Consider the following 13,068-nt stretch of genomic DNA (forward strand, 5'->3'; position numbering starts at 1 on the left):
ACCTCACCTTGGAATGTTGGGAATCTGCCAGCGTAAAAACCGGCGTTCGGCAAGCAACACCAGCCCGTAAAGAGCCAGTGCCATACCCACCAGAGTCAGCACCGCGGCAAATACCAGCGGATGATCGTACTGTCCGCGTGCCACATTGATTAAGAAACCCAAGCCGCGATCCGCGCCGACGAATTCTCCCACCACAGCGCCGATCACCGAAAGGGTGGCGCCCACGCGCAAGCCGCCCAGAAAGATCGGCATTGCTGCGGGGATTTCCAGATACCACACTATCTGCCAGGGATGCGCGCGCAAACTGCGCATGAGATCGTGAAGACTTTGGGGGACAGCCCGAAGTCCCACCACGGTATTGACCAGTACCGGGAAAAACACTACCAGCGCGCAAATCAAAATTTTGGACGTAATGCCCGGTCCAAACCAGATGATTAAGAGCGGAGCAATGGCAACCACCGGGATAGCCTGGCTGGCAACCAGGTAGGGCGAAAGCAGACGCTCCAGCAGGCTGGATTTGGCGATGAGATACCCCAGTACCGAAGCGCTCACACTGCCGAGGAAAAGCCCCGGCACTACTTCCTGCAGGGTGGCAAAAAAGTGGCGCGGGATGGTGCCGTCCAGCAGGGCTTGCCAGAACCGTGCCGCAACATCGAAAGGTCCGGGCAGGATGAAAGCGGGAAGCCAACCGGTCAGGGTGATGCCCTGCCAGATGAGAATGCCAAGCATGAGGGAGAGCAGGAAAAAGCCCGTGCGGTGCTGGAGCACAAAGCGCCGTAGCGGGTGCGAGATGGATATGGGTGCAGCCTTTTGTTTTGCCATAAAAGAAACCCTGAAGAGGTACTTCGGGGCAGAATGCGAGGGAGAAAAAATCCCGAAACCAGAGGGTTTCGGGGCATTTTCTGAACCTGTGATGAACAGAAGTTGTTCTCCCAGGAATACCTTCTTTCATCCGGACTGTACCGTCGACCCCGGAATTGCACCGGGTCGTGCCTGTGAGACACAGGCTCGTGGGTTTTCACCACCGGTCGGGAATTTCACCCTGCCCCGAAGGTATGTTCTTGTTTTCACAGAGTATAGTTTTAGTAAGGATGAATGTCAAGAGAAAATCCAAAAAAAATCCCCTCGCGAAGGGTGATTTTCTCCGCGAGGGGGTGAAACGCCGAATTGAACGGGGTATTACCGTGTAATCAGTGGCATGAAGAGGGCGTACGGTTCACCCCGGCTGGTGAGGGTGCTTTCGGCAATTACCGACGAGTCTGTTTGAGAGACCGCTCGGATGCGGTACACGCTTTGCCGGGATTGCAACAGGTTTGCCGGGACGGTCACGGTGACCGTGATGGTGCGGGTAGCCCCAGCATTCACGGTTACCTGAGTGTCCGAGAGGACGGGTGTCCAGGTCTCACCGCTCTGATACACTGCGCTCAGGGTGTAGGTATCCGTTGCTGTGCCGGTGTTTTCCAGTGTGAGCGTGTAGGTCAGGGTAGTTCCGGGTTTGCCGGTCTTTTCATCCGTAGTGGGGATGAAACTCACCTCTAGCGAGTTGGCGGTTGTTGTCAGGGTAGAGGACGCATTCGCACCGGCATCATTCTGCGAGGTGGCAGTTACGCGGATCTGACTGGTTTGCCCGCCCAGGGCGGTGGAGGGGATGTTTACCTGTACAGTTACATCCTGCGAGGCACCTGCCGCCAGCGTCACCGGGTTGGGCAGGGTAACGTTCCAGTTCTGCCCCGAAAGTAGTTCGGAGGTAAAGGTAAAGGTGTCACTCACATTGCCGGTGTTGGTGATGTTCAGCGTGTAGGTCACCGTGCTGTTGACCAGCCCGGACTTGGCATCACTGGCAGGCGAGAGAGTCACTCCATACGATTGAGCCTGAACCGTCGTGGTCAGGGTGGAAGAGGCACTCACTGCTCCAGTAAATTGCGAGGTTGCCGTGACGAGAATTTCGCTGGACTGACCTGCCGTGGCAGTCGAGGGGATTTCTACCTGAACGGTGACATTCTGCGAAGCGCCTGCCGCCAGCGTCACCGAGTTGGGCAGGGTGACGTTCCAGTTCTCACCAGAAACCAGAGAAGATGAGAAGGTATAGGTATCGCTCATGTTGCCGGTGTTCTTCAGCGTGAGCGTGTAGGTCACCGTGTTGTTGGGCATTCCCGATTTTGCTTCAACGTCAGGGAGCAAAGATACACTGTACCTGCGCAGATCCAGCCCGACCAGAATGGGGTCATGATCGGATGAGCGGTAGGGGTGAGGCTGGTACAAATCTACTGTCTTGAACTCAGTGTTATAGTCAATCACCGAGGGCTCGTCAGCGTTGATGTGCCAGTGTCCTGCGCCGGTGACTTCGTCGGCCAATGAAGAAGTGACGAACAGGTGATCCAGCGCACCTGCCATGCCGTCGAAGACGTAGGAATAGGTGTTCACGCCTTCATATTGTTTGCCCATGTTCACCAGACCACCGTTTTCCAGCGTCAGAATAGGCGCTTCCGCGCCGTAAGCATTGAAATCGCCCATGACGATGACATCCGGGTCGCCGGTGGTGGGGATGAGGGTGTTATTGATCCAGTTCAGCAGGGTGTTGGACATGGCAACGCGGGTGGCGTTGTAGCATCCCGCGCCTTCGCCCAAGTCTGCATCTCCGCCGGTGGGTGTGCCGGAGCAACTCTTGGATTTGAAGTGGTTGATGACCACCGTGAAGACCTCGCCGGTGGTTTTCTCGCGGAAGGCTTGCGCCACCGGATAGCGGTACAGGTCAAACGGCGCAGCCCCCGTGCTGAGAGAGTCGCCCACTCGTTCCACCGTTGCGGTCTTGTAAATCAGAGCAACTTTGATAGCGTCATTGCCTACACCGGTTGCCGGGTCGGGGACTGCGGCGTACACCGTCGAGCCAAGATAGGTGTTCAGGGCATTGACCAGATTGTTGACTGCATCAGCACCCGTCCAGGACTCAATTTCAATCAAACCGACTACATCAGCATCCAGCCCCGCCAGGGCGCGCACAATTTGTTCCTGCTGGCGGGTAAATTCGGCGGCACTATCTGCGCCGCGCGGGGTGTTGTTGGTATTGTAGGGCGAACCGGCTGGATAAGGGGTTTGATCGAGAGTGACGAAGTAATTCAGTACGTTCATCGCCGCTACCTTCAATGTGCCATTTTCCCCTGTGCTGACGACAGGTGGACTTGCCGGGCGCGGATTCTGGCTCTGGAAGGTTGGCGCTATGGTGGGATGGATGCGGTAGAACACATCCGGGTAGGCAGTGCCGGTATTCGTGCTGTTAATCCGCCCCTGATCTACCACCCCCGTCAGGGTGGGGATGACATCGCCGGCGCGTACCGCGCCATCGCTGGCGTAGTAGGGAATGGGCGAGGGATTCTGTTGAGTCTTGCCGTCGTCCAGCACAATCATGCGCCGCAGATTATCAGCGTACGAGCCTGTGCCGCTGTTGAGGTGGGTGAAGATGCGTCCATCAGCGCCCAAAGTTAACTGTCCAAAGCGCCCGAGGAAGTAGTTCTGCTGAACGGTCAGCGGCTGGCTGATGGTCACCAGCATACCCTCATAGCGTTCCAGATAGGTTTGGGGGTCTTCACTCGAAGATACTGGCAGAATTAACGGGAAGGGGGTGACGGTCTCACCGCTGGAGCACACGCTTACGGTGGGCGAAGAACCGATTTGGGTCATCTGCGCCATAGCGCCGTACGAACCGGAATATTCCTGCACTGTGCCGGTCACGCGCACGCGGTCGCCTACGGCTACAGATGACGAGGAATAAACAAAGATGCCTTCAGACGTTGCCGGGTCGCTGTCAATAGCGCTGGAGAGGGAATTGAGGAAGAACCCCCCCAACGTGCCTGTTCCCTGAAAGACCGCCGCAACCACACCTTCCGTTGTTGCGGTGTAATTTTGATACGGAGAAGTTAACCCACTGCCCTGTAACGCATTGATAGGAATATAGGGTTCGCCGCATACCGCCGAGGGCGCGGTGGTGGTAAAGGTCACCGTGTAGTTGGCGCTCATGCTCTGAATGGGGTCGTCCTGATCGGCGACTGCGCTGGCAAGCACGGTCAGCGTGCAGGATTCAGAGAAGGCAAAATCCGCATCCGGGTTGAGGGTGTAATCGGTGGGACCGCCTGTGACCATAGCGGTGTGCGTCCCCGAGCGGTTGCAGGAAAGGCTGAACCATGGATCGCTCAGCGTCACCGCTTCGGAGAAGGTCACCTGCAGGTTGGTGTCCAGGGCTACACCCGTTGCGCCGTTTGATGGGGTGGCGGATGCCACGTAAGGCGCCAGGTCACCGCTGATGGGTGTGCCGCTCACCTGCAGGTCGTCAATGCCCACCCATTCATCATTACTCGGAGCATTGGTGGTCATGATGCGAATCTGCACCAGAGGCTGGTTGTTCACCGTTGCCGGCAGGATAACCGAGACAGGGGTCACTTTCCCACCTGAATTGGGTCCGTCGGTAGCATCGCGGACGTAGGCTTCTGGTACGTTGGTGAAGTTGCCGCTGTTGCCCACACGGTAGTGCAGTGCAATTTGTTGTTGGGCATCATCCGCACCGTCTTCCAGGTCGCGCAAATTGTAGGAAACGCGGATGGATTCGTAGCCTGAAGTGTTGAGGTTGATGAGCAGGAAGGGCGCTCTGGCAGTCGTGGACCCGGCTAAGGCTACTACCGGATTAGTTAGATGGAACTCAGTGACGCCGCCCGGTATTGTAGTTGATTTGGGATCGGTCTGATTTGCCGTAACATATACCGTTGTATTGGTACCATCCATTAAAACAGTTTGGGGATCAACACCTGAGGAGGAGACTAAGTTTTCTCCACGGTATCCAACTATCCCTGGTACCATTGACCAGTCATTGTTAACTGTGATCAGGCTGGTATTGCTCCAGTCCTGCGCAAAAGGCAGGGACTGGGCGGCGTTGTCGGCGTGGGCAGGGGCAACCCCGCCCAGCAAGACGTAGACGAAAAGGATTGCCCCAAGGGCAACGCGCATCCATACGGGCTGATGCTTCATGAATGGATTTGTCTCCTCTCTGAGAAAATCAACAGGGTAAAAAGATTATATATGAGAAGTAAAGTTTAAGTTTTATGCAAAGGGGAAAATTTGGGTTAAAACTTGTTTAAATGGCAAAACGCCGGTCATGGCTTTCCGGCGTTTTGCTCCATCCAATCACCTGTAAGTTCGTTCAGAAGGTTCCACCAGTATTCCCCGAAAAAACACCCTGAGAAGCATCCCTGAACTGCTTATATCATACCGGGTTTACCCGTTTTTTTCATCATCAAAAATGTTGATTCGCCTCTCACCCGTTCGGATGAAGCGTACCTTGCGGAAAGCGCAGGGGACGCAGACCATTGAAGATGACCAGCAAAGAGCCGCCCATATCCGCCAGTACCGCCATCCACAGGGTTGTCGCGTCCAGCATCGCCAGCACCAGGAAAAGGGCTTTAATGCCCAGCGAAAAAGCCACGTTCTGGTAAATAATACGCATGACAAACCGTGCCAGACGGAGAATGTAGGGCAGTTTGCTCAGATCGCCGCCCAGCAGGACGACATCCGCGGTTTCCATGGCTTGAGCGTTGCTGGCTCCACCTACGGCAATGCCCACCTGTGCGGCGCTCAGTGCCGGCGTGTCGTTGATGCCGTCTCCCAGCATGGCAAGCGTACCATCGGCACGCGCCAGTTCCTCAACCGCCTGCAGTTTTTGCTCCGGAAGTAAACCGGCGCGGATTTCATCCACACCTAACTGGCGGGCAACCCGCTGTGCCGCTGCCGGGTGATCGCCGGTGAGAATGACGGTGCGAATACCCAGGCGGTGCAGGTCGTCCACCACCTGACGGCTTTCCGGGCGGATCTCATCGGCGACAGCCAGATAACCGCGCACTTCCCCATTTTGCGAAAGCAACATGGTGGTTTCGCCGGTCTGCTCGAGGGTTTTCACCTGCGCGCAGAGTTCCGCGCTGTGCGGGAATTGTTTTTCAAACAGCATATGACTGCCCAGAGTGACCACATCCTGCTCAATCCAGCCCTGAATACCACCCCCATTAAGGGTGGTGAGATTCTGAGCGGTGGGATATCGTTGATGTACCCCTTGCGCCTGCGAGGCGGAGACCACCGCATGCGCCAGCGGATGCGCGCTGGCGCGCTCCAGCGCCGCCGCCAGTGCCAGCACATCCCGGCAGGCGGGGCAGGCGGAGCGGTCTTCACATCCGGGGCAGTCCACCGCGCGGTGGTCGGTCAGCACCGGCTTCCCCAGGGTGAGCGTGCCGGTTTTGTCAAAGGCAACCCGTTTGACCTGGGCAAGCGTTTCCAGATACACCCCGCCTTTAATCAACACGCCCTGACGCGCGGCGGCAGTCAGCCCGCTCAAAATGGTCACCGGCGCGCTGATGACCAGCGCACACGGGCAGGCAATGACCAGCAACGCCAGCGCGCGGTACAGCCAGCCATGACCTTCCGGGGTGTTCCAGAAGGGCTGATGGAAAAAGAGCGGGGGAATGACCGCCACCAGAAAAGCAATGCCTACCACTGCAGGGGTGTACACCGCGGCGAAACGGTCTATCCAGCGTTGCAGTCGGGCGCGCCGTCCCTGGGCTTCGGTGACCATCTGCACGATGCGCGCCAGGGTGCTGTCTTTTGCCAATCGGGTAACCTGAATGTCCAGTGCGCCGTTGCCGTTGACCGTGCCGGCAAAGACGGCATCGCCGGGTTGTTTTAAGACGGGCAAACTCTCCCCTGTAATGGGCGCCTGGTTGACGTCCGATGCACCGCTGTGTACCACACCATCGGCGGGAATACGCTCGCCGGGGCGCACGCGAACCCGGTCGCCAGGCAAAAGGGATTGCACTGGAACCCAATGTTCCCCGTCGTTGTCCAGGCGCAGGGCGTGGGTGGGGGTGAGGTTCTGCAGTCCGCTCAGCGTACGGCGGGCGCGGTCGGTGGAGTAGCCTTCCAGCGCTTCTGCCAGCGCAAACAGGAAGATGAGGGTTGCCGCTTCTCCGCTTTCCCCAATGATTACCGCGCCAATGGCGGCGAGCGTCATCAGCAGGTTGATGCTGATGGAACGATTGATGAATAAATTTGCCAGCGCACTGCGGGCTATGGGATAGCCCGCTAGCCCCAGCGCAACAAGTTGAAGACCCAGAGCGAGGTTTGACATCCCTGCAAAGAAACGCAGTCCCGCCGAGATGAGCAGGAAAGCCCCGCCCAGCAGAGCCAGGCGGGTTTCGCCTTCGGAAAGCAGATAGCGTCCCAAACCCAGCCAGAAGGATTCTGCCTTTTCTGGTATGGGCGTTTGCTCATCCTTCAGGCGGTAGCCCAGCGCCTGCACCCGCTGTTGCAGTGAGGCTTCATCAACCTCGCCTTCCAGAACCAGTTGGGCAGTGGCAAAATCCACCCGCGCGAACTGTACGCCGGGCAATTTCTGAACGCCTTCTTCCACATGGCGGGCGCAATCAGCGCAGTCCATGCCTTCGATGAGAAAAGTTTTTTGCATACGATGTGAGGCTCCTCTCCTATGGAAGTTGAAAGTTTTGTTGATGGCGGATATGCTCCAAACCGCGTTGAAACAGTTCCCGAATGTGTTCATCGTCCAGCGCATAATACACAATGCGCCCTTCTTTACGGGTTCGTACCAGCCCCAATGCGCGCAGTACCCGCAACTGATGGGAGGTGGCACTCTGACTCATCCCCAGTACAGCCGCCAGGTCGTGGACGCACAGTTCCTGCTCCAGCAGGGCGGAGATCAGGCGCACGCGGGTAGGGTCTGAGAGTGCCTGAAACGCCGCGGCTAAACGGGTAGCGGTCAGCCCATCTATCAGGTTGGCTTGTGCCTGATGGATGGCTTCTTCATGCAGGCTGTTATCTTCACAGCGCAAACCGGAAAGGTTTGCGGTTGGAATATATGAATTATTGTTCATGTATTTAAGTATATTGCAGTTCCAGCAGATGTCAATAGATAACAGGTCGGGAATTTTTTCCTGACCTTGCAATCCTGTAAAGTGATTGCCGTATCCTGGCGGGGTATCGTGGGTTATACTTCATGAAACCTCAGGTCATACTCTTTTCCCCACTGCAGTTTCAATTTTATATGACCGGTTTCAAACAGGATGTGTCCCGGAGCAGTTCCGCTGGCGTGTTGGGTCTGATATGCTGGGGACATCGGTGAAAAAATTTTGTCACGCCACTGGAAAGTTGATTTGAAAATGGTTTCTGAAAAATTACTCTACTGGGCTTCCAAACCTGTCGTAAAGACGTATTCCAACGTGATGCTTGATCTGGATGTCGAGCGGCGTTCTGCTCTCCCTCGTGGAGCCAAAATTTTCGCTCCCAACCATCCTACCACCACCGACCCATTCTTTGTCGCCGCCATGGTGGGCGAACAATCCTTTATTCTCATCAACAATCTGCTCTTTCAGGTGCAGGTTCTGGGGACGTATTTGCGCCGTGCCGGACACATTCCGGTGAAGGCGGGAGAAGGTCAGCAAGCTATTGACCGCGCGCTGGAGTATCTGGAGAAGGGCTATAACATCATCATCTTTCCCGAAGGTGCTTTGAGTCCAGAAGAGGGTGGCTTTTGCAAACCCAAAACGGGGGTTGCCCGCATTGCCTTAGCCAGCGGCGCACCGGTAATTCCGGTGGGAATCCATCTGGATAAGTCGCGTGTCCACACGGTGCGCTCGACGGTTAAGGGGCAGGTGGAGTATGGACGCTGGTACCTGCGGGGACCGTATGCCATGACCGCGGGTGCGCCTCTTTACTTTCACGGGGATCCTGAAGATCGTGAACTGGTGCGCTCGGTTTCCAATACGGTAATGCACCATATCATCGAACTGGCGCGCGAGAGTGAAATCCGCCTGACACGCACCCCCGATGCGCTGGGTACGCTGGCTTCTGCATAACTTTTTCTAACAAAATCATGCCCCTCAAGTTTCGTCGCTTGAGGGGCTTTTTTCTTAATCGGTGAAGGTTTGGAAGCGCTTGCCATCCTCACGGCAAATTTGTGCGATCACCTCGCGGGCAGTGCTGACCCCGGAAGGCAAACCGCCGCCGGGCTGTACCCATTGCCCTACCATGTAGAAGTTCTTTACCGTGGTCAGGGTTTTCTTCATGCGTAAAAAACCTTCTTTAGGGGTCATCAGCCAGCCTTCGAAACTGCCGCGCCAGTTGCCAGTGTAGCGCTGAAAGGTCAGGGGGGTGGCTACATCCACCATTTCAATATCGGCGGCAATTCCCCGTCAGCGCTGTTCCAGCGCCTGAATCACCCCATGTTTCACGGCTTCTTTTTCTTTCTCGTAGGCTTGTGGATCTTCGGCAAGGGCTTTCCAGTAGTCGTAATCCGAGTCCAGAATGACAATCAGGGTGGTCTTTCCGGGAGGTGCCATGGTGGGGTCATGGTGATAGGGGTGGACGCCGATTCGCCGCCGCTCCTTCTCGCCGATTTTCAGGCGCGGTTGCAGGACATAATTGATCCCCAAAACGCTCTGAGGTTCCTGTTCAAAGGTGCGTTTGATACCCACCCCGACCAGAATCAGTGCGGGGAAGGTCTTAAGTTCGCGGTAATAACGTCGGAAGGTCTCATCCACGTAGGCATCGCCCAGCATGTGGAACAGGGTAGAGTAACCATCGGCGGCAGAAATGACGATATCGGCGTGCCTCTCGATACCGTCTACCAGACGGACGCCCACGGCTTTGCCGTCTTCGACGAAAATCTTTTCCACTTTTGCCCCAAATTCGATGTCTCCCCCCCAGAGCGCGGTAACGCTGTTCAACGGCTTGAATCATGGGAAGCGACCCGCCCAATGGATAACCGGCATTCTTCTTGTGCAGGTAGGCAAAGGTGAAGGTCAGGAAGAACAAGGCAAATTCGGGGGGCCAGATTTCCAGAAAAGCCTCTCGCAAAAGCGGATCGGTGCACTTTTGAGCAAAATCGGCGATGCTCATGCTCATGAATTTTCATAATCCGCCCAAATGAGTCAGCATCCAGAAGCCAGAGCGGATTCCGTCAAGCAGAGCCGAAACGCCCTTTTTTCGGCTGTCGGGCGTGGGCATCTCCAGTGCCAGACGCACGCCCTGGATAAACTCTTTCACCGCCTGAGTGTCCTGCGGAAACAGGTCGAGCATGTGGCGCTCGAGGCGTTCTACATCGGTGTACATGTGGAATGCCCGTCCGCCCTCATCTTCGATGACCGCAAAGGTGTCAAAGTCTATGAAGGTTCTTCCCTGTACCAGCCCGATTTCCTGCCACCAGGTGTACATGGGATCTCGGGGATTGGATCCCGTCAGCCAGTGGGTGCACCCGTCAATGGTATAGCCCTTGCGTTTCCATGCTGTACATAGCCCGCCTGCCATGGTGTGCATTTCCAGAATGTGCGACGAATAACCGTTCATTTGCGCGTAAATACCCGCTGATAACCCGGCAATCCCCGCGCCGATGATGAGAACCGACTTCCTTTTCATAACACCATCCTTCTGAAGAGGAGGCACTCATCTGCATTGTATACGAATGAACGGGAAAAAAGTTTTAAATTTTTAGTTTAAGAGTTTTGGAACTTTTCAGTCGTGGATTCGTTATGAGAAAAGAGTAACAACCCAATGGAATATTCCGGGAAAACCCCTACAGGAGGATGTATGTTGGCACAATCGAAAAAACTCTTATCGTTTCTGGTGAGCACACTCTTGCTAACCATGCTCATGCTCACTGCCTTTGCCCCAACTGTGCGGGCAGATGGTGTTCCCACCATTACCATTCTGGAAGTGAAAGTGGATGAGTGGGTCAAAATTAAGGCAAAGAACCTGCCCAAGAACACCGAGTTTACCGCCCGTATGGATAAAATGGGCAACTACGCTATTGGTGGCACAGTGGTAGGCACGGCGAAGTCCGGCGCAGATGGCACGTTTGAAGCCACCTTCAACATTCCGCAAAGCCTCAAAGGGCTAAGTCGCATTGCCCTGCGCATTGACAGCGCTTCGGGTTACTACAGTTACAACTGGTTTGATAATAAGACCGCCACGCCCACTGCTCAACCCACCCAGAGTACCAGCGGGAAACCCTACATCGAGATTATCGCTGTTGAGAAGGATAAAGCCGTGACGGTGCAAGCCTATCGCTTCCCTGCCAACCAGACCTTTACGGTACGGGTGGGCCCTTTCAAAACCTTCTTCAAGGACTACGTGGTGGTGGATAAGATTAATTCCGGCAGTGGCGGTTCGTTCAAGTTCACCGTAACCCTGCCCGAAAAGGTTAAGGGGGTGGATTGGATCACCATTCGGCTGGACAGCCCGGAGAAGCAATATGCTTACAATGCTTTCCGCAATGTATCCAGTGGCACGGTGGTTTCGCCCACCCCGCCCCCGCCGAGTGGCACAGTGTGCCAGATCATCAGCACCAGTCCGACCAAGACGCTGAAACCCCGTGAGGACTTTGACGCCATCTGGCAGGTGAAGAACACCAGCGGCAAGGATTGGGAACAGCATTCGGTGGATTACAAATTCGTCAGTGGAACTTCCATGCATAAGAAGTCTATCTACGACTTCAAAGCCACCGTGCGCAATGGTGAGACCGTCAACATTATTGTGGATATGCTGGCACCCGACAAAGCCGGGACGTACAGCGCCACCTGGGCAATTGTTGCTGGCAACAAGACCCTCTGCACCCTGCCCATCACCATTACGGTGAAGTAAGCCAGGCTTCAATATCATATCAGCCCCCTCGACACCAGAGGGGGCTGATGCATTTCCTGAAAAACCGTTTAGCGCTCCACCACCACTTCTGCTTCCAGGTAGATCATTCCTTCTTTATCATCGTAAGCCAGCACCTCGGCGTAACGTCCCCAATCCACGATGGTATCCAGTTGGTGTTCGGCTTCGTCCGGCGGAAATTCCAGTTCCAGTGCGGCTTGAACCACATCCCATTCCAGGCGTTGCTGATCTGCCGCACGGAGCATGCTCAGCAACCAGCGGAAGATAGGCAGGCGGCGAATGCGCGTGGCGAAAATTTCCTTACGGGCAAGGATGCGGGCTTCAGCGAAAGTCTCGCCTAAATCGGTAAGAAGCACATCGCCCTGTTGCACACGCACAAATCCCAGCAGTTCTTCTGCTTCAAGCAATTCCAGCAGGTGATCTGAGTCCGCACCTAGTGGCTCAGCCAGACGATAAATATCCTCGCGCTTTCCCGGAAGTTCAACAAGATGTTCCAGCAAACCCGTCAATTCGTTGATGCGCACTTGCGGCAGTCGGCGGGTGGTGCCGGGTTCGCCTGGGGCACTTCCCAGTTCGATGACTTCCGGCTGAGTTTGTCCAGCAAGCGCGGCATAGACCTGATCCACCACGGCCTGAAATGCTGGAGACTTCCGCTGGCGGGGATGGGGAAGGGTGATGTCCAGTGAGCCTACCACCCGCCCGGGTTCTTTATCCATCAGAATCACCCGGTCTGCCATGAATACCGCTTCTTCAATGTTGTGGGTAACCATCAAAATCGCCCGGGTTGGAATAGCGCCGCTCAGCCAGAGTTCCATCAATTCCCCTCGCAGCGATTCGGCACTTAACAGGTCCAGTGCAGAGAAAGGCTCATCCAGGCAAAGCAGTTCCGGCTCAACGGCGATGGCGCGGGCAAACCCTACCTTCTGACGCATTCCCCCGGATAGTTCCCGCGGATATGCCGTCTCAAATCCGTCCAGACCGACCTTATCCAGCAATTCCAGGGCACGGTTTTTACGCACTTCAGCGGCAACACCGCGCACCTTGAGGGCTAAATCCACATTTTCAAAAACCGTGAGCCATGGAAATAAAGCAAACGTTTGAAATACAATGGTGGCATACGGATTGACATCGTGGAGAGGTGTCCCGCGATACAGTACTTGCCCACTGGTGGGCGATTGCAGACCGGTAATAATACGCAGTAAGGTGCTTTTGCCGCATCCCGAAGGTCCCAGAAGAGCGACAAATTCGCCTTCGCGAATGATGAGGTTGACATCCTGAATGGCGGTAAAGCGGCGCGCGCCACTGCCATATACCTGTTGCACGTTTTTCAATTCAACCAGAGGAATTTGCGGATTCAGGTTCATAGTC

At 55.6% G+C, this 13,068-nt stretch carries 10 protein-coding genes and 1 riboswitch; of the genes, 2 read left to right on the forward strand and 8 right to left on the reverse strand.

From position 1 onward, the window contains the following. Positions 1-3 precede the first annotated feature (3 nt). The 4 genes from ANT_RS03745 to ANT_RS03760 form a co-directional block, all read right to left on the reverse strand. A complete protein-coding gene (locus ANT_RS03745) occupies positions 4-822 on the reverse strand; it encodes an ABC transporter permease (RefSeq protein WP_013559176.1) in 819 nt (272 codons plus the stop codon). Between the two features lie 114 nt (positions 823-936). After that, positions 937-1,059, reverse strand: a riboswitch (FMN riboswitch). A 120-nt stretch (positions 1,060-1,179) separates the two neighbouring features. Then, the gene (locus tag ANT_RS03750; protein WP_013559177.1) at positions 1,180-5,016 is read right to left on the reverse strand and encodes an ExeM/NucH family extracellular endonuclease; all 3,837 of its coding nucleotides are present in this window, start codon (positions 5,014-5,016) and stop codon (positions 1,180-1,182) included. A 286-nt stretch (positions 5,017-5,302) separates the two neighbouring features. Then, positions 5,303-7,495 (reverse strand): heavy metal translocating P-type ATPase, encoded by a 2,193-nt coding sequence (locus ANT_RS03755; RefSeq protein WP_013559178.1) that lies wholly within the window; start codon positions 7,493-7,495, stop codon positions 5,303-5,305. Positions 7,496-7,514: 19 nt separating this feature from the next. Next, entirely contained in the window at positions 7,515-7,919 is a 405-nt protein-coding gene (locus ANT_RS03760) for an ArsR/SmtB family transcription factor (protein WP_013559179.1), read from the reverse strand. Positions 7,920-8,204: 285 nt separating this feature from the next. On the opposite strand from ANT_RS03760, the gene ANT_RS03765 reads away from it, so the two are divergent. After that, positions 8,205-8,900: a lysophospholipid acyltransferase family protein gene (locus ANT_RS03765; protein WP_013559180.1), complete on the forward strand. Its 696-nt coding sequence runs from the start codon at positions 8,205-8,207 to the stop codon at positions 8,898-8,900. A gap of 54 nt (positions 8,901-8,954) precedes the next feature. Here the strand turns inward: ANT_RS03765 and ANT_RS03770 are convergent, their stop codons facing one another. The 3 genes from ANT_RS03770 to ANT_RS03785 form a co-directional block, all read right to left on the reverse strand. Further along, entirely contained in the window at positions 8,955-9,212 is a 258-nt protein-coding gene (locus tag ANT_RS03770) for an oxidoreductase (RefSeq protein WP_013559181.1), read from the reverse strand. A gap of 24 nt (positions 9,213-9,236) precedes the next feature. Beyond that, positions 9,237-9,770: a phytoene desaturase family protein gene (locus tag ANT_RS03775; protein WP_013559182.1), complete on the reverse strand. Its 534-nt coding sequence runs from the start codon at positions 9,768-9,770 to the stop codon at positions 9,237-9,239. Between the two features lie 184 nt (positions 9,771-9,954). Then, positions 9,955-10,458 carry a phytoene desaturase family protein gene (locus tag ANT_RS03785; RefSeq protein ID WP_041454595.1) on the reverse strand — a complete coding sequence of 168 codons (504 nt, stop codon included), beginning with the start codon at positions 10,456-10,458 and terminating at the stop codon, positions 9,955-9,957. A gap of 171 nt (positions 10,459-10,629) precedes the next feature. On the opposite strand from ANT_RS03785, the gene ANT_RS03790 reads away from it, so the two are divergent. Beyond that, the gene (locus tag ANT_RS03790; protein WP_013559184.1) at positions 10,630-11,682 is read left to right on the forward strand and encodes an NBR1-Ig-like domain-containing protein; all 1,053 of its coding nucleotides are present in this window, start codon (positions 10,630-10,632) and stop codon (positions 11,680-11,682) included. 68 nt (positions 11,683-11,750) lie between these two features. On the opposite strand, the gene ANT_RS03795 is transcribed toward ANT_RS03790, so the two are convergent. Beyond that, the gene (locus ANT_RS03795) at positions 11,751-13,064 is read right to left on the reverse strand and encodes an ABC transporter ATP-binding protein (protein WP_013559185.1); all 1,314 of its coding nucleotides are present in this window, start codon (positions 13,062-13,064) and stop codon (positions 11,751-11,753) included. Between the last annotated feature and the right edge of the window lie 4 nt (positions 13,065-13,068).

Origin of the sequence: Anaerolinea thermophila UNI-1 (assembly GCF_000199675.1) — a bacterium.
Taxonomy (GTDB): Bacteria; Chloroflexota; Anaerolineae; order Anaerolineales; family Anaerolineaceae; genus Anaerolinea; species Anaerolinea thermophila.